This is a genomic window from Crossiella sp. SN42, from assembly GCF_023897065.1.
Lineage (GTDB): Bacteria > Actinomycetota > Actinomycetes > Mycobacteriales > Pseudonocardiaceae > Crossiella.
This window is the reverse complement of record NZ_JAMHIV010000026.1, coordinates 49607-74216: the sequence shown is the minus strand read 5'-3', so window position 1 is coordinate 74216 and position 24610 is coordinate 49607. Positions and strand designations below refer to the sequence as shown.

23 protein-coding genes are annotated in these 24610 nt (G+C 70.8%); 17 read left to right on the top strand and 6 right to left on the bottom strand.

Features of this window, described 5'->3' with window-relative positions; genetic code table 11:
• Positions 1-87 precede the first annotated feature (87 nt).
• On the top strand, positions 88-804 hold the full coding sequence (locus M8C13_RS29065) for a fibronectin type III domain-containing protein (RefSeq protein WP_252483914.1): 717 nt from the start codon (positions 88-90) through the stop codon (positions 802-804).
• On the opposite strand, the gene M8C13_RS29060 is transcribed toward M8C13_RS29065, so the two are convergent.
• Complete coding sequence (locus tag M8C13_RS29060; RefSeq protein WP_252483913.1) at positions 801-1475, bottom strand: endonuclease V; 675 nt, start codon at positions 1473-1475, stop codon at positions 801-803. The two genes, M8C13_RS29065 and M8C13_RS29060, sit on opposite strands and share 4 nt — an antisense overlap.
• Positions 1463-2023: a hypothetical protein gene (locus M8C13_RS29055; protein WP_252483912.1), complete on the bottom strand. Its 561-nt coding sequence runs from the start codon at positions 2021-2023 to the stop codon at positions 1463-1465. The genes M8C13_RS29060 and M8C13_RS29055 overlap by 13 nt, the downstream gene beginning before the upstream one ends.
• Positions 2024-2094: 71 nt before the next feature.
• Here M8C13_RS29055 and M8C13_RS29050 point away from each other — a divergent pair, with 71 nt between their 5' ends.
• The 5 genes from M8C13_RS29050 (at position 2095) to M8C13_RS29030 (ending at position 8110) form a co-directional block, all read left to right on the top strand.
• Positions 2095-3144: a LacI family DNA-binding transcriptional regulator gene (locus tag M8C13_RS29050; RefSeq protein WP_256509878.1), complete on the top strand. Its 1050-nt coding sequence runs from the start codon at positions 2095-2097 to the stop codon at positions 3142-3144.
• Between the two features lie 138 nt (positions 3145-3282).
• On the top strand, positions 3283-4644 hold the full coding sequence (locus M8C13_RS29045) for an ABC transporter substrate-binding protein (RefSeq protein ID WP_374213191.1): 1362 nt from the start codon (positions 3283-3285) through the stop codon (positions 4642-4644).
• Positions 4622-5545 (top strand): carbohydrate ABC transporter permease, encoded by a 924-nt coding sequence (locus M8C13_RS29040; RefSeq protein WP_252483910.1) that lies wholly within the window; start codon positions 4622-4624, stop codon positions 5543-5545. Before M8C13_RS29045 ends, M8C13_RS29040 begins: the two co-directional genes overlap by 23 nt.
• 1 nt (position 5546) lies before the next feature.
• Positions 5547-6425: a carbohydrate ABC transporter permease gene (locus tag M8C13_RS29035; protein ID WP_252483909.1), complete on the top strand. Its 879-nt coding sequence runs from the start codon at positions 5547-5549 to the stop codon at positions 6423-6425.
• Between the two features lie 26 nt (positions 6426-6451).
• Positions 6452-8110 (top strand): glycoside hydrolase family 13 protein, encoded by a 1659-nt coding sequence (locus tag M8C13_RS29030; RefSeq protein ID WP_252483908.1) that lies wholly within the window; start codon positions 6452-6454, stop codon positions 8108-8110.
• 50 nt (positions 8111-8160) lie between these two features.
• Here M8C13_RS29030 and M8C13_RS29025 read toward each other — a convergent pair whose 3' ends face one another.
• Positions 8161-8661, bottom strand: coding sequence for a hypothetical protein (locus tag M8C13_RS29025; RefSeq protein ID WP_252483907.1), 501 nt, complete (start codon positions 8659-8661; stop codon positions 8161-8163).
• A 150-nt stretch (positions 8662-8811) separates the two neighbouring features.
• Between M8C13_RS29025 and M8C13_RS29020 the strand changes: the two genes are divergently transcribed.
• The 3 genes from M8C13_RS29020 to M8C13_RS29010 all read left to right on the top strand — a co-directional run bounded on the left by M8C13_RS29020 (position 8812) and on the right by M8C13_RS29010 (position 11907).
• On the top strand, positions 8812-9216 hold the full coding sequence (locus M8C13_RS29020; protein WP_252483906.1) for a discoidin domain-containing protein: 405 nt from the start codon (positions 8812-8814) through the stop codon (positions 9214-9216).
• 178 nt (positions 9217-9394) lie between these two features.
• Positions 9395-10531: a S1 family peptidase gene (locus tag M8C13_RS29015; protein WP_252483905.1), complete on the top strand. Its 1137-nt coding sequence runs from the start codon at positions 9395-9397 to the stop codon at positions 10529-10531.
• 185 nt (positions 10532-10716) lie between these two features.
• Positions 10717-11907 (top strand): glycoside hydrolase family 64 protein, encoded by a 1191-nt coding sequence (locus M8C13_RS29010; protein WP_252483904.1) that lies wholly within the window; start codon positions 10717-10719, stop codon positions 11905-11907.
• 64 nt (positions 11908-11971) lie between these two features.
• Here M8C13_RS29010 and M8C13_RS29005 read toward each other — a convergent pair whose 3' ends face one another.
• Positions 11972-12682: a GntR family transcriptional regulator gene (locus M8C13_RS29005; RefSeq protein ID WP_252483903.1), complete on the bottom strand. Its 711-nt coding sequence runs from the start codon at positions 12680-12682 to the stop codon at positions 11972-11974.
• A 159-nt stretch (positions 12683-12841) separates the two neighbouring features.
• On the opposite strand from M8C13_RS29005, the gene M8C13_RS29000 reads away from it, so the two are divergent.
• Positions 12842-13774, top strand: a complete 933-nt coding sequence (locus tag M8C13_RS29000; protein WP_252483902.1) for a glycoside hydrolase family 16 protein — start codon at positions 12842-12844, stop codon at positions 13772-13774.
• A gap of 479 nt (positions 13775-14253) precedes the next feature.
• On the opposite strand, the gene M8C13_RS28995 is transcribed toward M8C13_RS29000, so the two are convergent.
• Positions 14254-14646: a VOC family protein gene (locus tag M8C13_RS28995; RefSeq protein ID WP_252483901.1), complete on the bottom strand. Its 393-nt coding sequence runs from the start codon at positions 14644-14646 to the stop codon at positions 14254-14256.
• 573 nt (positions 14647-15219) lie between these two features.
• Between M8C13_RS28995 and M8C13_RS28990 the strand changes: the two genes are divergently transcribed.
• From M8C13_RS28990 to M8C13_RS28965, 6 genes are all read left to right on the top strand, one after another.
• A complete protein-coding gene (locus M8C13_RS28990) occupies positions 15220-17994 on the top strand; it encodes a nitrate- and nitrite sensing domain-containing protein (protein WP_252483900.1) in 2775 nt (924 codons plus the stop codon).
• Between the two features lie 53 nt (positions 17995-18047).
• Positions 18048-18473, top strand: coding sequence for a roadblock/LC7 domain-containing protein (locus tag M8C13_RS28985; RefSeq protein WP_252483899.1), 426 nt, complete (start codon positions 18048-18050; stop codon positions 18471-18473).
• A gap of 4 nt (positions 18474-18477) precedes the next feature.
• A complete protein-coding gene (locus M8C13_RS28980) occupies positions 18478-18849 on the top strand; it encodes a DUF742 domain-containing protein (protein ID WP_252483898.1) in 372 nt (123 codons plus the stop codon).
• Positions 18830-19459: an ATP/GTP-binding protein gene (locus tag M8C13_RS28975; protein ID WP_252483897.1), complete on the top strand. Its 630-nt coding sequence runs from the start codon at positions 18830-18832 to the stop codon at positions 19457-19459. The genes M8C13_RS28980 and M8C13_RS28975 overlap by 20 nt, the downstream gene beginning before the upstream one ends.
• A 302-nt stretch (positions 19460-19761) precedes the next feature.
• On the top strand, positions 19762-20751 hold the full coding sequence (locus tag M8C13_RS28970) for a tryptophan dimethylallyltransferase family protein (RefSeq protein WP_308202873.1): 990 nt from the start codon (positions 19762-19764) through the stop codon (positions 20749-20751).
• 22 nt (positions 20752-20773) lie between these two features.
• Positions 20774-22141 carry a tryptophanase gene (locus M8C13_RS28965; protein WP_252483896.1) on the top strand — a complete coding sequence of 456 codons (1368 nt, stop codon included), beginning with the start codon at positions 20774-20776 and terminating at the stop codon, positions 22139-22141.
• A gap of 107 nt (positions 22142-22248) precedes the next feature.
• Here the strand turns inward: M8C13_RS28965 and M8C13_RS28960 are convergent, their stop codons facing one another.
• A complete protein-coding gene (locus tag M8C13_RS28960; RefSeq protein ID WP_252483895.1) occupies positions 22249-23925 on the bottom strand; it encodes a DUF885 family protein in 1677 nt (558 codons plus the stop codon).
• A 308-nt stretch (positions 23926-24233) separates the two neighbouring features.
• On the opposite strand from M8C13_RS28960, the gene M8C13_RS28955 reads away from it, so the two are divergent.
• A complete protein-coding gene (locus M8C13_RS28955) occupies positions 24234-24503 on the top strand; it encodes a hypothetical protein (protein ID WP_252483894.1) in 270 nt (89 codons plus the stop codon).
• Positions 24504-24610: the final 107 nt, after the last annotated feature.

Here is a 24610-nt window from a genome sequence, read left to right as displayed (position 1 = left end):
GCGCTGACACCCAGCCCTGACCCGCGCGGTCGTCCCGGTGCCACCCGCCGGGACGACCGCGTGCCCTCCGACCTCTCGAGGCCCGCCGTGACCAAGCTCCGCGCCGTGCTGCCCGCGCTCGCCCTGCTGCTCTGCGCTTGCGCCCCAACGGAATCCGCGCCCCCGGCCGATCAGCTCACCGGGCAGCTGGACACTCCGGTGGACATCACGCTGCGCTGGCGGAACTCCGGGCCGCCGGTGGCCGGGCGGGTGATCGAGTACTCGCACGAGCCCAACGGCGACTACACCGTGCTGAAGTTCCTCGCCCCGGAGGAGACCAGCTACCGGCACGCCGACCTGATCCCGGAAACCCGGTTCTACTACCGGCTCCGGCCCTACCACGGCGCCGCCTCGCCGGAGCAGTCGGTGACCATGCCCGAGCCGAAGCCGGGGGACAAGCCGGAGGAGGACTCGCACGAGTGGGCCGTGCCGCAGACCCTGCCCGGCGCGCCCGCGGCCACGCAGTCCTTGCGCGCCAACGCTTCGGCCTCGGCGCCGACCGAGGTCAAGGCGACCGTGATGACCAGCCAGGGCATCCGGTTCACCTGGCGGGACAACGCCACCGACGAGGACCACTACGCGATCGAGTCGAAGGCGGCGGGCGCGGCGCAGTGGGGGACCGCGGCACTGCTGGACCCTGACATCAACTCCTTCGGTCTGGTGACCCTGCCGGAGGAGCGCACCGCGGCCTACCGGGTGCGCGCGTTCTACTACGGGCCCGCCTCCAACCTGGTGGACCTGCGGACCGGGCGCGGGAAGTCCTAGGCGGACAGCGCGCGGCGGCAGGCCTGGTCGGCGGCGCGGGTGGTCTCCGGCAGCCGGTAGCGCGGGGTCAGCGCCAGCGTGTGCGCGCAGGCGGTGTCCAGGTCGATCAGGTGCCCCGCGGAGACGTACACCGGTTTCACCCCGCGCCGCGTGCGCAGCACCCGCCCGACCACCTCGCCGTCATCGACCAGGTCGGCCGCGGCGCCGCGGTCCGGGCCGGGTTCCGGGGCGGCGCCGATGAGCCGGGTCTTGCCGACGCCGAAGACCGGCAGCCCGGTGAGCACGCCCAGGTGGCAGGCCAGGCCGAAGCGGTGCGGGTGGGCCAGGCCGTGGCCGTCGACGACGAGCAGGTCAGGGGTGGCCGGGAGACTGGACAGCGCGGTGAGCAGGGTGGGCAGCTCGCGGAAGGCGAACAGGCCGGGGACGTAGTCGAAGGCCGGGGCACCGGTGGCGGTGGACTCGGCCAGGACCTCGTGGGTGGCGAAGTCGAGCAGGACCACGGCGGCGGCCAGGGTGCGGTCGTCCTTGGCGTAGGCGACGTCCAGGCCCGCGACGGTGGCCGGGGCCTGCGGGCCGGGGCCGGTGATGTCGACCTGGGTGCGCAGCTGGTCCTGGATCGCGCGGGCCTGGTCGGCGGTCTCCGGCCAGGGGTGCGGGTTCAGGGCGGCCACATCTTGGCTGTCATGGCCCAGCCGTCGCCCTTGGGGCCGACCGCGGTCAGCAGGCCGATCCGGCCGCTCACCGTGCGCACGCAGAACTTGCGGTCCGGGTGCAGCTTCGCGCTGCGCACGGACTCGGCGCCCAGCAACTCCGTGCACTCCTGCAGGGTGGGGCTGTGGCTCCCGGTCCACTGGACCACGTTCCGGTGGCTGATCTTGACGCTGGTCAGCTCGACCGTGCTCCGCTGGAGGTAGAAGTCCCGGATGTCGAACCTGTTCAGGTCCGGCTTGCGGTCCGGCGGGTCGGTGTCCAGGTCCACGCCGTTGTCCCCGAAGTCGAGCACGAACGCGTACTCCTTCGGCTCCGGGACCGGCTTGGCCGAGGTGCTCGACGCGGGAGCGGTGGCGGCGGGCTGACCGCTCGGCGTGGCCGGGGGCGCGGCAGGCGGCGCCGGATCGTCCTTGAGCAGCCCGAACAGGTCGGTGGACGCGGAAATGATCGCGGCGACCACGCCGATGGCGCTCAGGGCGATGGCCAGGCGACCGTTGTTCTCGGACATCGCCTGGGATTTTCGCACGGGACCGTGACCCTGCGGAGCGGAATCGACACGCTGCAAGCCAGCTGCAAGAAATGTATGCATTTTGCGCTCACTTGCGTCATCATTGCCTCATGACTCGACGACTCGCCGAGGTGGCGCGCAAGGTCGGGGTGAGTGAGGCGACGGTCAGCCGGGTGCTCAACGGCAAGCCCGGCGTCTCGGAGTCCACCCGCAACGCCGTGCTCACCGCCCTCGACGTGCTGGGCTACGAGCGCCCCACCCAGCTGCGCGGCGAACGCGCCCGGCTGGTCGGCCTGGTGCTGCCCGAACTGCAGAACCCGATCTTCCCCGCCTTCGCCGAGATCATGGGCAACGCGTTGGCGCAGCAGGGTTTCACCCCGGTGCTGTGCACCCGCACCGCCGGTGGTGTCTCCGAGGCCGACTACGTCGAGCTGCTGCTCGCCCAGCACGTCTCCGGGGTGCTGTTCGCCGGCGGCAGCTACGCCCAGGCCGACGCCTCGCATGAGCACTACCGCCGCCTGGTCGAGCGCCAGCTGCCCACCGTGCTGATCAACGCGGGCATCGATGAGCTCGGTTTCCCCCGGGTCTCCTGCGACGATGCGGTCGCCGCGGAACAGGCGCTGACCCACCTGCTCTCCCTCGGACACACCAAGGTCGGCATGGTGCTCGGCCCGCCGGACCACCTGCCCTCACGGCGCAAGCTGGCCGCCTTCACCGCCGCGGCGGCCAAGGCCAAGCTCAGCGTGCCTGCCGAATGGGTAGGGCACGCCATGTTCTCCCTGGAGGGCGGGCAGGCGGCGGCCGCGCGGCTGATCGAACGCGGGGTCACCGGCATCGTCTGCGCCTCCGACCCGCTCGCGCTGGGCACGGTGCGCGCGGTGCGGCGGCGCGGTATGGCGGTGCCCGCCGACGTCTCGGTGATCGGCTACGACGACTCCGCGTTCATGAACTGCACCGACCCGCCCCTGACTACCATCCGCCAGCCCATTGAGGCGATGGGCCGGGCCGCGGTGGACCTGCTGGCCGCGCAGATCAACGGCGCCGAGGTCACCGCCGAGGAGCTGCTGTTCGAGCCGGAGCTGGTGGTGCGCGGCTCCACCGCGCCCGCCCCGGAGAAGTGACCGTCAGTACATAACAAGGCTCAGTCGACTTCTTGCTCAATCTCATCGGGATATTGCGCTCCGGCGGACCGGGCTCCTATCGTGAGCCGCGCCACAGGTCCCGCCGGAGCGACCTCCCACCGAGAAGAGGCACGAGCGATGATGAGACCTCGTACCCGCGGCGCCCTTGGCGCGCTGCTCGTCGCCGGACTCGGCCTGACCATGGCCGGGTGCGGCGGCGACACCCCGCCTGCGGCAGGCGGCAAGGTCAGGATCTCGGTCAACGGGCAGCCGCCGGGCACCCAGGCCTTCCAGCGCAAGATCTTCGACGAGGACGTGGCCGCGTTCGAGGCGGCCAACCCGGACATCGACATCGAGCCGCACGAAGGCTTCATGGACCCGAAGACCTTCGCCACCAAGCTTTCCGGCGGCCAGTTGGAGGACGTCTACTACGTCTACCTCACCGACCCGGCGCAGATCATCGCCCGCCGCCAGGCCGCCGACATCACCGACCACCTCAAGGACGTCCCGCTCGCCGGTGAGCTCAACCCGCAGCTGGTGCAGGTGTTCAAGGACGGCAGGGGCCGCCAGTACGGCCTGCCCACCGCCAACTATTCGATGGGCCTGCTCTACAACCGCACTTTGTTCAGCAAGGCCGGACTGGACCCGGACAAGCCGCCGGCCACCTGGGAGGAGGTGCGCACGGCCGCCAAGAAGATCAGCGCGCTGGGCGGCGGCGTGGTCGGCTTCGGCGAGCTGAGCAAGAACAACCAGGGCGGCTGGCACCTGACCAGCTGGCTCAACTCCGTCGGCGGCGCGGTGGCCCGCCAGGACGGCGAGAGCTGGAAGGCCGACTTCAACAACGACAAGGGCAAGGCCGTCCTGCGGCACCTGCACGACATGCGCTGGACCGATGACTCCATGGGCAGCAAGCAACTGCTGGAGATCCCCGACCTGCAACGGCTGATGGGCGCCGGGCAGCTCGGCATGTACATCGCCGCGCCGGACAACGTGCCGGTGCTGGTCAACCAGTTCAACGGCAAGTACGAGGACTACGGCCTGGCCCCGCTGCCCGGCGGCCAGGGCACACTGATCGGCGGCGAGGGCTACATGATCAACCCCAAGGCCACCCCGGCGAAGATCAAGGCCGGACTCACCTGGCTGCGCTGGAAGTTCCTCGACCCGGCCAGGATCGAGAGCAACCTCAAGCGCTACGCCGAGCAGAAGCAGCCGATCGGCCTGCCCGTGCCACCGGCCGCCGACGTCTGGGTCGGCCCGGTGCGCGAGCAGCAGGAGAAGGTCAAGGCCGCCAACGCGACCATCCCGGTGGCCAACTACCAGCCCTACATCACCGCCGCGCCCAGCCTGAAGGGCAACCTGGAACCGCCGAACGCGCAACAGGTCTACGCCGCGCTGGACACGGTGATGCAGGCGGTGCTGACCAACAAGGACGTCAACATCGACCAGGTGCTCGCCGAGGCGGAAACCAAGGTCAACGGTGTTCTTGCGCAGCTCCGGTGAGCTGAGCGCGGCGGCGCCACCGGTGCCGGGCCGGTGGCGCCGCAAGCTCAGCGAGAACCTCACCGCCTACGGACTGCTCGCCGGCGCGCTGGTGGTCTTCGCGCTGTTCTCCTGGTGGCCGCTGATCCGCGGCGTGCTGCTCAGCTTCCAGCAGGTCGACTTCGTCAACCCGCCGACCTGGGTCGGGTTCGACAACTTCGAGCGGCTGTTCAACGACCCGCTCTTCGGCGCGGCCTGGCGGAACACCCTGCTGTTCACCGGATTGGCGCTGCTGCTGGGTTTCGCGGTGCCGTTCCTGACCGCGGTGGTGCTCAACGAGCTGCGGCACGCCCGCTCGTTCTTCCGGATCGCGGTGTACCTGCCGGTGATGCTGCCGCCGGTGGTGACCGCGCTGCTGTGGAAGTGGTTCTACAACCCCGGTCCCGGCCTGTTCAACGAGGGCCTGCGCGCGGTCGGCCTGTCCGGGCTGAGCTGGCTGGACTCCAGCAGTACCGCCATGATCTCGCTGGTGCTGGTCTCCACCTGGGCCAACATGGGCAGCACCACGCTGATCTACCTGGCCGCGTTGCAGACCATCCCCGGCGAGTTGTACGAGGCGGCCGAGCTCGACGGCGCGAGCCTGTGGCGGCGGCTGGTGCACGTCACCATCCCGCAGACCCGGTTCGTGCTGCTGGTGCTGCTGCTGTTGCAGGTGGTGGCCACCATGCAGGTCTTCACCGAACCGTACGTGATGACCGGCGGCGGACCCGAGGACGCCACCGTCACCGTGCTGCTCCTGCTGTACCGGTATGCCTTCTACTACAACGACTTCGGCACGGCCAGCGCGCTGAGCCTGCTGCTGTTCGTGGTGCTCGGCGTCTTCTCCGCCACCTACGTGCGCCTGACCAGGACGAGGAGCTGACATGTCGTCCACCCGCACCCTGGTCTCCCCGGCGGCCCTGCGCTCCCCGCGCGGGAAAGCCTTGTACTGGCTGGTTTTCGGCCTGGTCCTGGTGGTGTTCCTGCTGGCCTTCGTCTTCCCGCTGTACTGGGCGGTGACCGGGGCGATGAAGTCGCCGGTGGAGCTGGCCAGGACCCCGCCGTCGGTGGTGCCGGAGACCTGGTTCCCGGAGACCTTCTGGCAGGCCTGGCAGGAACTGGACCTGAGCCGGTACTTCCTCAACACCTTCGTCGTGGCCGGCGGCGCGGTGCTGGTGCAGCTGGCGGTGTGCGTGCCTGCCGCCTACGCGCTGTCCAAGCTGCGACCGGTGCTGGGCAACGTGATCCTCGGCCTGATGCTGGCCACCCTGATGCTGCCGGCCTCGGCGCTGCTGGTGCCCACGTACCTGACCATCGCGGACGTGCCGCTGCTCGGGGTGAACCTGCTCAACAACCCGGCCGGGATCTGGCTGCCCGCGGCGGCCAGCGCGTTCAACATCTACCTGCTCAAGCGGTTCTTCGACGAGATCCCCGGCGAACTGCTGGAAGCGGCCAGGATGGACGGGGCGGGCCCGGTGCGGGTGCTGATCAGCATCGTGCTGCCGATCTCCCGGCCGATCCTGGCGGTGGTGTCCATCCTCGCGCTGGTCACCGCGTGGAAGGACTTCATCTGGCCGCTGCTGGTGTTCTCCGACCCGAACGAACAGACCCTCAGCGTGGCACTGGAACGCGTCGCGCCGGACACCGCGCTCAACGTGCTCACCGCGGGACTGGTGCTGGCCAGCATCCCGATGATCGTGCTGTTCCTCATCTTCCAACGCCAGATCCTGGCCGGCCTCACCGCCGGCAGCCTCAAGGGCTAGACCCCACCTGTCTGGAAGGCGGCATCGTGATCTCCTCCGAGCGCACCACAACCACTTCGTCCACTGTGGACGGTAACTCGGCGTCCTGGTGGCGCGGGGCGGCGATCTACCAGGTGTACCTGCGCAGCTTCGCCGACGGCGACGGGGACGGGATCGGTGATCTCACCGGGGCCCGCGCGAAGCTGCCCTACCTGGCGGAGCTGGGCATCGACGCGATCTGGTTCTGCCCGTGGTACCCCTCGCCGATGGCCGACGGCGGCTACGACGTGGCCGACTACCAGGACATCGAACCGGTCTTCGGCACCCTGGCCCAGGCCGAGGAGTTCATCGCCGAGGCGCACCGGCTGGGCATCCGGATCATCATCGACATCGTGCCCAACCACTGCTCCGACCAGCACCCCTGGTTCGCCGAGGCGCTGGCCGCGGCACCGGGATCGCCCGCGCGGCAACGGTTCTGGTTCCGGCCCGGCCGGGGCGCCGACGGCGCCGAACCGCCGAACGACTGGCAGTCCCGCTTCGGCGGCCCGGCCTGGACCAGGACCGTCAACGCCGACGGCACGCCGGGGGAGTGGTACCTGCACCTCTACGCCGCCGAGCAGCCCGACCTCAACTGGACCAGCCCCGAGGTGCACGCCGAGTTCGCCGACATCCTCCGGTTCTGGTTCGACCGCGGCGTGGACGGCCTGCGCATCGACGTGGCCGACGGCCTGGTCAAGGCGCCCGGCCTGCCCGATGTGGCCGGGGCCAACGGGCAGCTGCCGTTCTCCGACCTGGACGGCGTGCACGAGATCTACCGGGCCTGGCGGCGGATCGCCGAGGAGTACGGCCCGGACCGGATCTTCGTCGGTGAGATGTGGCTGCCCGACCCCGAGCGTTTCGCCCGCTACCTCCGGCCGGACGAGCTGCACTCCGCCTTCAACTTCGACTTCCTGTCCTGCCCATGGGAAGCCGGACAGCTCAAGGCCATCGTCCAGTCCACTGTGGACAGTCATGCGCCGGTGGGCGCGCCGCCCACCTGGGTGCTGTCCAACCACGACGTGACCCGCCACGTCACCCGCTACGGCCGGGCCGGCGACACCGGCTTCACCTTCGCCGACCGCCGCCACGGCACCCCGGTGGACCGCGAGCTGGGCACCCGGCGGGCCCGCGCGGCCGCCCTGCTCAGCCTGTCCCTGCCCGGCGGAGCCTATGTGTACCAAGGGGAAGAGCTCGGCCTGTGGGAGATCGAGGACGTGCCGGACGAGCTGCGCCAGGACCCGGTGTTCGCGCGCACCCAGGGCGCGGACCCCGGCCGGGACGGCTGCCGGGTGCCCATCCCGTGGGCCGGGCAGGCCGCCCCGTTCGGCTTCGGCCCCGAGGGCTCCCGGCCCTGGTTGCCACAGCCGGAGGAGTGGGCGGGCTACACCGCCGAGGCGCAGCAACGGGATCCGGGCTCGATGCACGCGCTGTACCGGGAGGCGCTGCGGCTGCGCCGGGAACTGCCCGCGCTCGGCGACGGCCCGATGCGCTGGCTGGACCGTGGCGAGCAGGTCCTCGCCTTCCACCGCCCGCCCGGCTTCACCTGCGTGCTGAACCTCTCCGCCGCGCCGGTCCCGCTGCCCGCGCACGAGCGGGTGCTGCTGGCCAGCGGGCCGCTGACCGGGCAGGGCGAACTGCCCGCCGACACCGCGGTCTGGCTGGCCTGATGACCCAGCGCCTGACCGGCTCGGGAAGTCCATCTCTCGAGCCGGCCAGGTCAGTGCGCCGCCGCGACCACCCGTAGCCCGGGGTTCATCGCCCGCTCGACCTCCAGGTGCACCAGGCACCACCGCCGTCGCTCGCCGGTGACCGGGTGCTCCACCACCGCGGCCATCGGCGCCGCGCAGTGCCGCCGCCAGCCTTCCCCGCGCCACGGGCAGCTGTCCCTGCGACCGGTGCAGCGCAGCCCGCGACCGCGGAACACCCTGCGCACCAACGGATCGTGCACCGGGCAGATCGCGGCGAAGGACTCGCACACCGACAGGTCGGCGGCCAGCGCGGCATCCTGCCTGCGCGCCTCCTGGCAGCGCAGCGCGGTGCGCACCTGCCGCTCCGGCGGTAGCAGCAGGTGCACATCGGCGCTGGCCACGCCGTGCGCGACCAGCAGCTCGCTGATCCGCCACAGCACATCCCGCGCCGGGTCGCGCGGACCGTCCTCCGCGTCGGGGTAGGGCGTCCAGACCGAGGCGGCGCGAGGCGGTTCGACGACGTGGTCCATGTCCGGGCAACGCACCGGCACCCGGGTTCGGTTCAGTCCCGGGCCGCGGTTACCCCGTTCGGCCCGCGCAAGCCGCTTGCGCCGATCCGAGCAAGCCCCTTGCGTCGCGTTACTAGGTTCACGCGAGCCGCAGGCCCGATTGTGCAACTCTTGCGCAAGCAGGGCAAGGCGATCAGCCACGTGCACGACCTGACCGCCGCCCGCGCGGTGGACGGCAACGCCGACAGCTACTGGGAAAGCGCGAACCACGCCTTCCCGCAGGAGATCACCGTCGACCTCGGCGCCACCCACCAGGTCAACCGGGTCACCCTGGCCCTGCCGCCCCACCCGGCCTGGGGCGCCCGCACCCAGACCGCGGCCATCCTGGGCAGCGCCAACGGCTCCGGCTACACGGAGCTAGCCGGCTCCCGCGGCTACGCTTTCGATCCCGGCTCCGGCAACACCGCCACCGCGAACTTCGCCGCCACCGGTGCGCGGTACCTGCGGGTGCGGTTCACCGGCAACACCGGCTGGCCGGCGGGTCAGCTGGCCGAGCTGCGCGTGTACCCGGCCTGATTCCCTGCGCCACCGGGCCCTGTCCGTTCGGGCGGGGGTCCTGTGGTGTCCGCGCCCGCATCTGTCCAGAACCGGTCAGCCGCACCCGATCCCTTGACCGGTCTGGACGACCGTGTCACGTTGAGCGTCCGCCGCCACGCAGTTGGGTCACATTTCCTTCCGCCACAAGGAGACTCAGATGCACCGCAGCGCAGCAGGCCGGTTGGGCCTCGCCGTGTCACTCGCCCTGTCCGTCGCCGCCGGAGTCGCGCCCGCGGCCCTGGCCGATCCCGTCCTCTCACCCGGCCTGCTGCCCGCCATGCGGCAGGACCTCGGACTCACCGCGGCGCAGGCCGCACTCCGAGTCCGCCAGGAGAACCAGGCCTCCCGGCTGGTCCCGGCCGCCGAGGCCGCCGCGGGCGCGGCACTGGGCGGCTCCTGGTTCGACCCCGGCCGCGGCAGGCTCGTGGTGGCGATCACCGACCCGGCCAAGGCCGGGGCCGTGCGCGCCACCGGAGCCGAAGCCGTGCCGGTCACCCACACCGCGAAAGCCCTGGCGGGCACCAAGGACGCCCTCGACCAGCTGGCCGCGGCCAAGCGCGCCCCTGCCGGGGTGGTCAGCTGGCACGTCGACCCGCGCGCCAACACGGTGGTGGTCAACGTGGTCGAGGACGCCGAGGAGGCCTCCGTCCGCGACTTCCTCGACCAGGCCCGCGCCAGCGGCCCGGTGACCGTGCACCGCGCCGGGGTCCGGACCCCGCGCACCTACGCGGCCGGGGTGGTCGGCGGCGACCCGTACTACACCGGGAACGTGCGCTGCTCCATCGGCTTCTCCGTGCACGGCGGCTTCGTCACCGCCGGGCACTGCGCGGGGACCGGGGCCCAGGTCAATGGCTGGGACCGCTCCTGGATGGGCACCTTCGCCGGCTCCTCCTTCCCCGGCAACGACTACGCCTTCGTGCGCACCGGCGGTGGCTGGTGGACGGTGCCCGTGGTGCTCGGCTGGGGCACCGTCTCCGACGCCCTGGTCCGCGGCTCCTGGGTGGCGCCGGTCGGGACCTCGGTGTGCCGGTCCGGTTCCACCACCAAGTGGCACTGCGGACAGGTGTTGTCGCACAACGAGACCATCAACTACGCCCAGGGCGCGGTGCACCAGATGACCGGCACCAGCGTGTGCGCCGAGGGCGGTGACTCCGGCGGCTCGTTCATCACCGGCGACCAGGCCCAGGGCGTCACTTCCGGCGGCTACGGCGACTGCCGCGGCGGCGGGCGGACCTGGTTCCAGCCGATCAACGAGATCCTCTCCGTATACGGATTGGCGTTGCATACCGCGTGACGGTATATAACGCGGCCCAGAATATGTTCCCCATCTGAACACCTTGACTTTCCTCGGGATCCAGGGCCACCGTAGGGGGTGTGCGAGAGCGCTCTCACGCACACCCCCTGTATCCCTACCAGCTGAGTTTCCAGGTCGCAGCCGCCAGTGGCATGGATCAGCTTCCTCGACGTGGAGGAAAGTTCATGATCTCTCGTCGCCTCTTCCTCGGCGCGTCCGCGACAGCTCTGGCCACCCCTGCCCTCGGCCAGCTCGCCGCGCACGCCACCACTGCCGCGACGCCGCAGAGATTCACCCTGAACCTGGTCAACAACTCCGGATCGGCCACCGCCTACGCCTACGTCGTGGGCCTGTCCGGCAACCGCCCGCTGTTCGTCCGCCGGGACGGCAGCTCCTACTACCCGCCCTCGCCCGGCTCGCCGGTCACCCCGCTGGGCGAGGACCCCTCGATCGCCCTGGGCGGTCCCGGTTCCTCCACCACGGTGTCCATCCCGCGCATGTACGGCGCGCGGATCTACGTGGTGACCGGGGCGAAGCTCAACTTCTTCGTCAACCCAGGCCCGCACATCGTGCACCCCAGCTTCCTCAACCCGGGCGACCCCAACATCAACAAGAACTGGACCTTCGCCGAGTTCACCTTCAACGAGGCCGAGCTGTTCGCCAACATCAGCTACGTGGACTTCGTGGCCGCGCCGCTGGGCCTCTCGCTGCGCTCGCTCTCCGGCCGGGTGGAGACCGTGCCGGGCCTGCCGGCCGGCGCGCTGGACGGGATCTGCGCGGCGCTGCAAGCCCAGGCGTCCAAGGAGGGCTCGGCCTGGAACCAGCTGATCCAGAAGGGTCCGGACGGCCGCAACCTGCGGGCGATGAGCGCGCACTACAAGGCGAGCGCGTTCGCCAACTACCTGGGCGGCTACATCGACCAGTGCTGGGCCAAGTACGCGGGCACCGACCTGGTGGTGGACACCCAGAGCGGTGCGGGCAGGCTCACCGGCCGGGTCAGCGGCGGGGTGCTGCGCTTCAACAACGGCGAGACCTTCACCAAGCCCAGCACCGCTGACGTGTTCAGCTGCGACTCCGGTCCGTTCAGCCTGGCCGGGGCCAGCGAGGTGCGCAAGGCGATCATCCCGCGGCTGGCCGCGGCGCTGAACCGCACCACGTTGCTGTCCAACCCGAACCAGCCGCACGGCGAGGTGGCGAGCAACTTCTACCGCACCCCGGCCACCAACCACTACGCCCGGATCGTGCACGAGCGCCTGCCGGACAACCGCGGCTACGCCTTCCCCTACGACGACGTCTCCCCGGGCCCGGACTTCAGCGGCGCCACCCGCTCCGGCGACCCGGGCACGCTCACCGTCGACGTCAAGCGCCTCCGCTGATCCCGTCACACCACAACGTGCGCCCGTCCGGCCACCGCCACCCCTGCTGCGGTGGCCGGCCGGGTCACGCCAGCGACAGGCGGGAGACGATCCGGTAGCGGTCGCCGCGGTAGATCGAGCGCGCGTACTCCACCGCACGGCCGTCGGCGTCCGTGGTGCGCCGGTCGAACAGCAGCGCCGGCGTCAGCAGCGGCACGCCGAGCAACTCGGACTCGGTCTCATCGGTCACCGTCGGCTCGATCGACTGCACCGCCTCGTGCACCACCACCCCGCGTTTCCGCAACGCGGCGTGCAGTCCAGGCCGCTCAAAGTCCACTGTGGACAGATCAGGGGCCACCGCGACCGGGATGTGCAGCTGCTCCAACGCGATCGGCATACCGTCCACAAGTCGCAACCGGGCCACGTAGGTGATCTCGGCCCGGGGCGACAGTTCCAGCTTGCGCCCGATCCTGGCCCCAGCCGGAATCCTGACCAGTTCCAGCACCCGACTTGACCAGTCGCCCTCCGCCTTGGGCACGGCCAGCGGCACCTGCTCGCCGAGGAGTTCCTGCGTCACCTTGCCCCGCGCCACGAACATGCCGCGCCCGTGCTCGCGCACCAGCAGCCCGGAGCTGACCAGTTCGTCCACCGCCGAGCGCAACGTGGGCCGGGAGACCGACAGCAGCGTGCAGAGGGTGCGCTCGGAGGGGATCGCGGTGCCCTGCGGCCGGGTCTCGACCAGCTCCAGCAGGTAGTCGCGCACGCGTTCGCGCTTGCGCGCCACCGGTCTCGGCACCGGCCCAGTATGACCACGCCGACCGGACCCGGCCACCGGTTGACGCCGCCGGGCTTCTGTGCAACGGTCGTTCACGTCACTGAACTTACCAATTGGTCAAGTCAGGATGCCCGACACCGCCGCCACCCCGCACATCCCCGCGGTGTTGAGGAGGAAGTCGTGTCCCCGCAACGAATCCGGCTGCTGTCCGCCGGCCTGTCCACCCTGGTCACCCTCGGCCTGACCACCCTGCCCGCGAGCGCCGCCGCCCCACCCCAGCCGGCGCTCCAACACGGCCCCACCGCCACCCAGCCAACCCAGGTCCTCTTCGACGACTTCAACTACACCGGCAGCGCCGACCCCCGCCTGCCCCAACGCGGCTGGACCGTCCGCTCCGGCACCGGCGGCCCAGGAGTCGGCGGCGCGACCTGGGACCCGAACCTGGTCAGCTTCCCCACCGTCGATGGTCAGCAGGTCGCCCAACTGAGCGCCCAGACCAACGGAACCCCAAGCGGCACAAGGCAGTCGCAGCTCAACACCGGCCGCAAGTTCTTCGAGGGCACCTACGCCACCCGCTTCCACATGACCGACGCACCGGCCTACGGCCCCGACGGCGACCACGTGGTGCAGACCTTCTACACGATCACCCCGCTCCGCCACGACCGCGACCCGGACTACGGCGAACAGGACTTCGAGTACCTGCCCAACGGCGGCTGGGGCGAACAGGCCAACACCATGTTCCTGACCTCGTGGGAGACCTACCAGGCGGACCCGTGGTGGGCCGACAACACCTCAACCCGCTCCCACCGCAGCTTCGCCGGCTGGCACGACCTGGTCCTGCAGGTCGCCAACGGTCGCATGAAGTACTACATCGACGGCCAGCTCATCGCCGACCACGGCGACAAGTACTACCCCGAGACCCCCATGCTGATCAACTTCAACCACTGGTTCATCGACCTCAACGACGCGGGCCCGGAACGCAGGTACCACCAACAGGCCGACTGGGTCTACTTCGCCCGCAACCAGGTCCTGACCCCAGCCCAGGTCCGCCAGCAGGTCGACACCCACCGGGCCAACGGCACCGAGTTCATCGACACGGTCCCGGCCACCTGACCCCAGCCCGCCCCGCTCCCGCCGCCCGGGACCGGACCGGCTCGCTGGGCTGGCCCGTTGGGCTTGGCTGCTTGTTTCCTGGGGCGGGGCCGGCTGGGTGCTGGTCCGGCTCTGCCCCGCCGCCGCCACCGTTCCTCTGCGGAACGCTCGAACCCGCGTTTTGGTTGCCTTCGTGTTTTGGCTAAGCACTCGGACGGGTGAAGCGGCGGTGTCGGCGGGCTGTGGGCAGCGCTCTGAGCTGCGCTGATCACATCCGCAGCATACCGCGGTTTCGCACAGTCACCGCACGCGCCCGGGGTGCGAGCGCGGGTGGTGCGGGCAGGAGGCGGGCTGGAACGGGGGCGACCCAGGCGACGGGCGACCCAGGCGACGGGCGACCCAGGCAGCGGGCGCCCAGGCAGCCGACAGAGGCGGCCGGCTTGGGCGGTGTGCGGGCTGGGCATCGGGCGGGCCGGGTGGCGGGCCGGACGGTGTGCGGGCTACGGCGTGGTGCGTTCCGCATCGCTGCGTTCGACGCAGAACTCGTTGCCTGCTGGGTCGGCCAGGACCACCCAGCCTCGGCCGTCTTCGGTGCGCTGGTCGTCGACGAAGGTGGCGCCCAGGGTCAGGAGGCGGGTGACCTCTTCGTCTCTTGGTTGTTCTGGCTGGAGGTCGAGGTGCAGGCGGTTGCGGGTGGTGGGGGACTTGGGGTCGGGGACCCGGATGAAGAGCAGGCCGGGGGAGTCGGGGAGCTCGATCAGGACCTCGTCGTCGCCCGGGGTGTCGTCGGGGTGGATCGGGTGGCCGAGGGTGGCGCTCCAGAACTCGGCCAGGGTGTAGGGCTCCAGGGGTGGGGCGCAGTTGACGGTGATGTGGCGGATGACGGACTTCATGGTGCGGGATCCTCGCAAAGAGACTTGAAAACTGCTCACGTTTTATTCGGAAAGGGTGTGGAGAACAGCCGGTGGTGATTCTCTCTTGGTTCGTGATCGTGGTCACGCTCGCGTCCTGCGCATTGTGCTAGCGCCCGTTCGGGCATCGGCGGCCGAGCCGGGTGAGTAGGGCCCCTGGGCGGGGCGCGACCGCCGTCCGGGGGACCTTGGTGGTGATCGACACGGGCCGGGGTCGGGTGATGACCTGGAGTGAGGTAGGTTACTCGCGGAAAAAGCGCAGGTGACGGCACTTACAGTCCAATCCCCGTCAATCGGGTCTGGGCTTGCGGGTGCTCGCGCTGGTAAGGTTTCGCGTCTTCTGCGTTAATGCGCATTCGTTGGGGCTGGTAACGAAGCCAGCGTCCGTGTTAATCTCCCCGCGCTTGGGCGGGAGAACTCCTCGGTATGGAAGGTGTCGTATTCAACCAGGAACTCGTTACCGTCCCCTCCGGTCCAACTTCCCCTGGTGGATAGCGGCGCGGTGAATTTCCGCCGCGGTTTCCCGGGGTGGTCTTTCACAAGCAGTGGAGCGTCGTGAGCTCGGAAGAAAGCGGTTCTCAGAAGAGCCACCGGTCGATCAGGACACGGCTGACCGGCGCCGTGCTGATCCCGAGTGTGGCCCTGCTCGTCATGTGGGTGTCCGGCTCGTCCTACCTGATCTTCGACGGGTACTACCTGCGTGAGGTCGCCGCCGGTGTGCGCGCGGTGTCCATCCCCGCGGTCAACGCGCTCGCCTCGGCCCAGAAAGAACGCCAGCTCGGCATGGTCTACCTGGGCAAACCCGCCACGGGGCTGACCACCGAGCTGCGCATGGTGCAGCAGCAGACCGACGAGGCGCTCGGGGTCATGAAGGCCGCCCTGCCGCCGGTGGTGAGCAACGCCCCGCCCGCGGTGGTCGACCGCATCAACCAGCTCAACTCCCTGCTGGAGGAGCTGCCCCGGATTCGCACCAGGATCGAGTCCTCCGGTATCGACAAGGCGCAGGTCTACGCCTTCTACAACCGGCTGCTGGATTCCGCCGCCCGGTTGTTCGACACCCAGGCCCGTATCGTGCCCGATGTCACCTCCACCCAGGGCGGTATCGGCGCGACGGCAATTTTCCGGTCCGGTGACCGCATGTCCAGGGCCGGTTCGCTGATGGCCGGCGCCATCGCCACCGGTAGCCTTCCGGCGGCCGACCACCTTGAGTTCACCAACCTGGTCAGCGCATACCACTCCGAGCTGGAGAGCGCAATCCCCTTTGCTCGTCAGGAGGTCCAGGACAGTTATCGCCAGTTGCGCGACAGCGATTCCTGGAAAAGGCTCGCCGAGGTTGAGAACGCCCTGATCAGCAACGGCCCGTGGGTCGCCCGCAGCGGCCGGGGCAGCCAGGGCGCGGTGAGTATCAGCGAGGAGGAGTGGCAGCGGCTGACCGTCGGCGTGGCCGACCAGCTGGCCAAGCTCACCATCCAGCAGGCCGAGCTGGTCTCCGGCCGGGCATTGCAGGACGGCGCCGACTCGCTGACCAACGCGCTCATCGGCTCGCTCATCGCGCTCATCCTGGCCGTGGTGGCGATCATGGTCGCGCTCAAGGTCTCCCGGAAACTGGTGGACCGGGCGCTGGTGGTGCGCCTGGACAGCCTGCGGCGGGACGCGCTGGAGCTCGCGCACGAACGGCTGCCCGACATCGTCCGCCGCCTGCGCAAGGGCGAGCCGGTGGACGTCTCGGTCGAGGTGCCCGACCTGGACTACGGCCGGGACGAGATCGGCCAGGTGGCCCGCGCCTTCAACGCCGCCCAGCTCACCGCGGTCGCCGCGGCCGTGCAGGAAGCCCAGGCCCGCGAGGGCGTCAACAACGTCTTCCTCGGCATCGCCCACCGCAACCAGGCCCTGGTGCACCGGCAGCTGAAGATCCTGGACCGGATGGAGCGGCACGAGGAGGACCCCGAGCAGATCGAGGGCCTCTTCCAGCTCGACCACCTGGCCACCCGGGCCCGCCGCAACGCGGAGAACCTGATCATCCTCGGCGGCGAGCAGCCCGGCCGCCGCTGGCGCAAGCCGATCCGGCTGGTCGACGTGCTGCGCGCGGCCATCTCCGAGACCGAGCACTACGCCCGCGTCCGCCTGCAGCGGATCCCGGACGCCGCGGTCATCGGCTCCGCGGTGGCCGACACCATCCACCTGGTCGCCGAGCTGGTGGACAACGCCACCTCCTTCTCCCCGCCGCGCTCCCAGGTGCAGGTGCACGGCTCGATCGCGGCCAAGGGCGTCGTGGTCGAGGTCGAGGACCACGGCCTGGGCATGAGCGAGGAGGACCGGGACCGGGCCAACGCGATGCTGGCCGACCCGCCGGAGTTCGACGCGATGGCGCTCAAGGGCGACTCCCGGCTCGGCCTGTTCGTGGTCGCCCGGCTCGCGCTGCGCCTGGGCGTGCGGGTCGAGCTGCGCGACTCGCCCTACGGCGGCACCAGGGCGGTCATCCTGGTGCCGAATGAGATCCTCGCCTCCGACGTGCGCACCCAGCTCTCCGAGGACACCCTGCGCGAACTGACCAAGCGGGAGCGGGCGACCAGCTCGGGAAAACCCGTTCGCACGCCGCTCGGACCGGTCCACCAGCAGCGCGCGGCAGAAGAAGACCAGGTGGACGACGACGAGCAGGCCGAGGGTGAGCACGACCGCCCCGGCCGGGACCTGCACAGCTTCTGGGCCGACCCGCTCAGCAGCGGCGAGGACACCCCCGGCCGTTCGATCAACCTGCTCGGCGGGGCGACCTTCGCCAGCATCCAGGAGGAGAAGCCCTCGACCCCGGAGGACCGCTACCAGCACGAGGAACTGGCCCCGCCGGAACAGCCTGCCGAGCGCACCGGCGGGCTCCCGCTGGAGCAGACCGGGCCGGGCGCGCTGCTCACCCACGCGCCACTGCTCACGCACAACACGCCGACCGGGCAGCAGCCCCAGGTGCCGGCCGGGGTCGACCGCAACGCCACCACGGGGGAGATCCCGGTGGTCAACGCCCGCGCCGCCACCGCGGCAGATGACCGCAACGGCACCAGGGCGGATGCCCGCAACGGCACCGCGGGCGATGTCCGTGGCGCCAGCTCCCCAGCGGCCCGCACCGGTGCGCCCACGGGAGAACGGCCCGCGCTGCCGGTCCGCCGGCCGCAGCAGAACCTGGCACCGCAGCTGCTCGCTGACTCCGGCGCCGCCGACACCGGTGAGAACGAGGTCCCGGCCACCACGGGACGCTCGCCGGAGCAGGTTCGCGACACCATGGCCGCCTTCCAGCGCGGGACCCGCGAGGGACGCGACGCAGACCCATTCCCAGGATGATCAATGGCCGCCGCCCGCCCGACGTCGGCCTCGACGAAGAAGGTCAGCCCAGCATGAGCGACAAGGCTTCTCGGAACACCGATCTGAACTGGCTGCTGGACGAGCTGGTGCAGCGGACCGTCGGGGTCCGGCACGCGGTCGTGCTCTCCTCCGACGGCCTGCTGATCGGCCGTTCGCAGGACCTGTCCAAGGATGACTCCGAGCACCTCTCCGCGATGGCCTCGGCCTTCCAGAGCCTGGCCCGCGGCACCGGCAGGCACTTCGGCGGTGGCGCCGTGCGCCAGACCATCGTGGAGATGGAGCACGCCTACCTCTTCGTCACCGCGGCCGGGCGGGGCGCCTGCCTGGCGCTGCTGGCCGAGGAGACCGCCGACGTCGGCATGATCGCCTACGAGATGAACCTGCTGGTCAAGCAGGTGGGCGTCTACCTCAGCTCAGCCCCACGGGAAACCGCCGCCGCCAACCCCCCGAGGAGCTGAGCGCATGCCAGTGGACGAGGAAGCGCACTGGTTCGACGAGGCGGCCGGTCCGCTGGTGCGGCCGTACGCGATGACCAGGGGCCGGACCAGGCCGGGCAACACCGAGCTGGACCTGGCCACCCAGATCGTGAGCGTGCTGACCGACAACGACCTGCAGACCCTGACCCCGGAGCAGTTCTCCATCATCGACCTGTGCAGGCACCCCCTGTCGGTCGCCGAGGTCGCCGCCTATATCGATGTGCCGCTCATCGTGGTCAAGGTCCTGGTCAGCGACCTGATCGAACGCGGCGACGTGGTCACCCGGTACGCCGGGGCCGTGGAACGACCGAGTAGGAACCTATTGGAGGCGGTGCTCGATGGTGTCCGCAGGATCTGACCCGCAGGCCGAGCTGGTGATCCCCACCTCGGTGAAGGTGCTGGTCGCCGGCGGTTTCGGGGCGGGGAAGACCACGCTGGTCAGCTCGGTCAGCGAGATCCCCCCGCTGAGCACCGAGGAGCTGCTGACCGAGGCGGGCGAGGACGTCGACGACCTGGCCGGGGTCGAGGGCAAGACCACCACCACGGTCGCGCTGGACTTCGGCCGGATCAGCATCAACACCGAGATCGTGCTCTACCTCTTCGGCACACCCGGCCAGAACCGGTTCTGGTTCATGTGGGACGAACTGGCCAATGGCGCGATTGGCGCGATTGTCCTGGTGGACACCCGACGGCTGGACAGCTCGTTTCCCTCGGTCGATTTCTTCGAGCGCCGGAAAATCCCGTTCGTGGTCGCGGTCAACTGTTTCGAGGGCGCGCACAGCTACGAGCCGGAAGAGATCCGCAAGGCGCTGGTGCTCAACCCGGACGTGCCGGTGCTCATGGTCGACGCGCGCCAGCGCGAGTCCAGCAAGGACGCGCTGGTGACCCTGGTCGAGCACGTGCTCGCCCGGTTGGCCGAGTCGGCGGGCGACGACGCGGAACTGGTCAGTCCGGGCAACGGTGGGTAGTCGTGTGATCTCTGACCTGTGCACGAACGGCGGGCGCGCGGCGTCCGCCGGTCATGCCCGGCCGCACTGAGATGTGCGTTCCGTAACTTGCAGCAGTTCGCCACGGTCACTGGGAGAGCGGTGTCGTCGTGATCTCCGCTCGGCTAAGTTGATCAGCCGTCGGTGTCGTAACGACGATACGGAGTCAGATGGGCAAGGCAACGCTCTCGCTGGCTGACGACATTTCCGGACTAACCAGCGAGCTCTGCCGGGCGGTCGGTCTTTCCCATTCCACAAATGCGGCCGAAGAATACGCCGACCTCGTGCGGGAAATGCTCGGACCCGGTGGCGACCGGCCGATCGGGCAACCGCCCGCCTGGCCCTCCGATGTCGCCGACGACCACACCCCGGTCGAGTTCTCCCTCGCCGTCGACCGGGCGGGCCGCCCCGCGGTGCGCCTGCTGCTGGAAACCCTCGGCGAGGGCGCGTCCATCGAAGCAAACGTTTGCGCAGCTCAGCAGCTGTTACCCCGGCTGGCCCGGCGCTACGGCTTCTCCCTGGCCGCCTTCGAGGCGGTGGCCGAGCTGTTCCTGCCCGAGCACCCGCAGGGCCGCTTCGCCTGGTGGTGGTCGGTGGTGCTGCGCCCCGGCCTGCCGCCGGCGTTCAAGATCTACTTCAACCCGGAGGTCCGCGGCCGTGCCGTCGCGGGCGAGCTGGTCGAGGCCGGGCTGGCCCGGCTCGGCTTCGGCGGCGCCTACCCCAACCTCCGGCGGCGGCTGCGCCCCGGCGACGAGCTGGACCGCTACTCCTTCTTCTCCATCGACCTGCACACCCAGCCCGACCCCAGGGTCAAGGTCTACCTCTCCCACCACGACGGCGACCTGGCCCAGCTGCTGCGCACGGCGGGCGCGGCCCGGCAGGTGGAGGAGGAGCAGATCCGCGAGTTCACCGCGATCGCCGGCGGCCACCGGGGCCGCTTCACCGGGCGGCCGCTGATCTCCAGCCTGAGCTTCCTGGCCGGGGACACCGACCGGGCCAGCGGGTTCTCCGTCTACCTCCCGGTGCGCGACTACGCCGAGGACGACGAGGTCGCGCTGGCCAGGGCGCACGCGCTGCTGGCAGGGCACGGCCTCGATCGGGCGCTGCTGGACCGGGCGCTGGCCGTGCTGGCCCGCCGCCCGCTCAACGAGGGCGTCGGCCTCATCCCGCACCTGTCCCTGCGCACGGGCCGCCCGCACACCGGGCTCACCGTGTACCTCTCGGCCGAAAGCTACGCGGTCACCCCGCCGCGCCCGGAGTCCCTCGCATCCTGAAGAAAGAGCGGAGCCACCCCGTATGCCGCTGATGGAGCCCTACCGGATCAAGGTCGTGGAGCCGATCCCGATCACCACGCCGGAACAGCGCGAGGCCGCGCTGGTCGAGGCCGGGTACAACCAGTTCAACCTGCCCGCCGACGTGGTCACCATCGACCTGCTCAGCGACTCCGGCACCGGCGCGCTGTCCGCGGCCCAGCAGGCCGCCTCGGCGCTGGGCGATGAGTCCTATGCCGGGGCGCGCTCCTTCTTCCGGTTCAAGGAGGTGGTCGAGGAGCTGACCGGCTACCCGCACCTGTGGCCGGTGCACCAGGGCCGCGCGGCCGAGCGGATCCTGTTCACCGCGCTGCTCAAGCCGGGCCAGGTCAGCGTCAGCAACACGCACTTCGACACCACCAGGGCCAACGTGGAGCTGCTCGGCTGCACCGCGCTGGACCTGCCCGGCCCGGCGGCCAAGGACCTGGACGAGCCGGCCCCGTTCAAGGGCGACATCGACCTGGAGGCCCTGGAGCGGGTGCTCACCGACGGCACCCCGGTCGGCCTGGTGATCATGACCATCACCAACAACGGCGGCGGCGGGCAGCCGGTGTCCATGGCCAACCTCAAGGCCGCCGCGGCGCTGTGCCGCGCGCACGGGGTGCCCTACTTCCTGGACGCGGCCCGCTTCGCCGAGAACGCCTGGCTGGTCACCCAGCGGGAACCCGGCTATGAGCACCGCAGTCCGCGTGAGGTGGCGCGGGAGGCCTTCGCGCTGGCCGACGGGTGCGTGGCCAGCCTGAAGAAGGACGGCATCGTGCACATGGGCGGCCTGCTCGCGGTGCGCGACCCCGAGCTGGCCGGGCGCTGCGAGCTGCTGCTGATCGCCACCGAGGGCTTCCGCACCTACGGCGGCCTGGCCGGGCGGGACCTGGACATGCTGGCCCAGGGCCTGCGCGAGGTGACCGAACCGGACTACCTGCGCGCCCGCGCCGAACAGTCCCGCCACCTCGGCGAGCTGGCGGTGGCCGGCGGCGTGTCCATCGTGCAGCCTGCCGGGATCCACGCCATCTACCTCAACGCCGGCCGTCTGCTCACCCACCTGCCCCCCAGCTCCTTCCCCGGGCACGCGCTGGCCCTGGAGCTGTACCGGCGCGGCGGCATCCGGGCCGCCGAGCTGGGCTCGCTCTACCTCGGCGAGTTCGACGAGCAGGACGAGCTGACCAAGGCCGCCCCGTACGAGCTGGTGCGGCTGGCCATCCCGCGCCGGGTCTACACCCAGAGCCACCTGGAGTACGTGGGCGAGGTCCTGGCCGAGATCGCCAAGGACCCCGAGCGGGTGCCCGGCTACCGGCTCACGCACAACCCGCCGCTGCTGCGGCACTTCAACTGCCGGCTGGCCCCCCGGACGTAGGTCGTGTCTCGCGGGTCTCGTGCGTGAGCGCCGGAGTCCAGGTCGTTCCTGACGGTGGCGCCGAGGCGGCCTCGTACCGGGCGTACTTGGCCGTCTCGGCACCGCCGTCAGGAACGGGCTGGGCCCGGCGATCGCGTGCGAGACCCGCGAGACACGACCTTCAGCCAGTCGTCCACCACCCGGTCCAGCACGGTCAGCGGCAGCGGGCCGCCGCCGAGCACCAGGTCGTGGAAGCCGCGGATGTCGAAGTCCGCGCCCAGCTCCCGCTCGGCGCGGGCCCGCAGCCGCTGGAACTCCATCCGGCCGACCAGGTAGGACAGGGCCTGGCCGGGGGTCTCGATGTAGCGGTCGGTCTCCGAGGCGATCTCCACCTCGGTCATCGCGGTGTGCTCGCGCAGGAAGGCCACCACCCGGGCGCGCGGCCAGCCGAAGGCGTGCAGCCCGGTGTCCACCACCAGCCGCGCCGCGCGCATGGCCGTGTTGGCCAGCGCGCCCAGCCGCATCAGGTCGCCGGAGTACAGGCCCATCTCCTCGGCCAGGTGCTCGCAGTAGAGCGCCCAGCCCTCCATGTAGGCGTTCACCCAGGCCACCCGGCGCAGCGCGGGCAGGCCGGTCAGCTCGGCGGCCAGGCCCAGCTGGAAGTGGTGGCCGGGCACCGCCTCGTGGAAGGCGTTGGCCTCGGTCACGCAGCGGTCCCGCTCGGTGACCCGGTAGGTGTTGGCGTAGTAGATGCCCGGCCGGGAGCCGTCCAGTGGCGGCGGCAGGTAGGCGGCGGTGGAGGCGGTGGGCGCCTTGTCCGGCGGCGTCTCGCGCAGCTCGCAGCGGTGCCCCGGCATCCGGCCGAACCAGCGCGGCGCGGCGGCCTCGGCCCGGTCCATGGCCGCCCGGGACAGCGCGAGCAGCTCGGCCCCGTCCCGCAGCTTCAGCGCCGGATCGGTGCGCAGCCGCGCCCGCACCTCGGCCCCGGTGCGCACCCCGAACAGCGGCCCGCCCAGCCGCGCGAACTCCGCCTCCAGGTCCGCGAGCAGGCGCAGGCCCTCGGCGTGCAGCTCGGCCGGGGTGCGTTCGGTGGTGGTGTGCATGCGGGCCAGCGCGGTGTAGTTCGCCTCGCCGTCGGGCAGCCAGCACAGGCCCGGCTGTTCGTCGGGGCGGCCGGTGATCTCCTGGAGGGTGGCCCGGTAGGCGGCGACCGCGGGGCGGACCTCCTCGGCCAGCAGTCGTTCCCGCCGGGCGGTGCGGTCGCCGGTCAGCGGCGCCTGGGTCAGCGGATCTTGGCCGGGGTGGGCGAGGTAGTTCTCCAGCAGCCCGGTGAGCGTGCGCAGGGAACGGGCCACCGGGAGCCGGCCGGAGGCCACGCCCTCGCGGTGCCGGTCGGCGGCCTGGGCGAGGAAGTCTGGGAGTCCGGCGATCCGGGCCAGGAAGAACTCCTCCTGCTCGGCGGTCGCGGGCCGGGCCGCGGGCAGCCGGTTGAGCGCGACCACCGCGGGCGCGTGCATCAGGTCCAGGAGGGTGTGCTCGGCCAGCCGGGTTTCGGATCGGGTCCGGACCGCCTCGGCCTGCTGCACCAGGACGTCCCTGGTGACCGCGTCCGGCCCGGATACCGCCAGTTCCGTTGCGGCGGCGGCAAGATCGGCCGCCGCGGCCGCGGTCCGCGCCTGACCGGCCGCGGAGATCTGGGGGAGCAGCCCCTGGAAACCGGGCTGCCCGTCGAGTAGGTCGTTGAGCGGATCTTCTGTCGCCAGCACCTCGACCAACCGGTCGGCCAGCGCCCCCACCTCGGTCATTCTCCCAGTGTGCCCGTCTGTGGCCGGAGGACGGCGGCCCCTGGCCGTCCCCCACGGACTTCGGCGCCGCACTCGCGCCGAGACTGGTGTCAGTGCGTGCCTGAGTTGCCGGTGTCCAGGATCTCGTGCTTCTTCGGATTCATTGAGTGACCTCCCCACTCTCTCCTCGTACCTCATTCGTGGGATCGGACTCACTCCCACGGGTGTTAGCCATACCCCATCACTGTCCCCCCGTGTCCGGCAAACCGGCGACTCTGTCACGCAGTCGGAACCTGCCTTGCCCGAAAGTCACCGGCCAGGTTTGGGGCATGGGGAGGAACCCGAACAAGCCGACACCGGCCAGCGAGAAGTCCCAGCCAGCCCGCCGCCCACCGATCCCGGTCCAGCGACGGCGCCCCGACACCGAGCCCGGCGACGTCCGGCTGGTGATGGAGTGCCCATACCGCTGCGGGGTCACGGTGCGCAGCCATGTGGCCGAGATCGTGGCGGACGTGATGGGGGTGCACGTGTACCTGTGGCACGAGTGGCAGTTCGCCGACCGCCATCACCGGCTGCCCACGGTCACCCCATTCACCTAGTGAACCCCGCCGCCGACCGGGTTGCGTTCACCGCCCCACCGGGTGGTTCCGCAGGTCAGCGGGCCTGGTCTGCCAGTACCTTCGCGCCAGGCACGGCGAACGGGGAA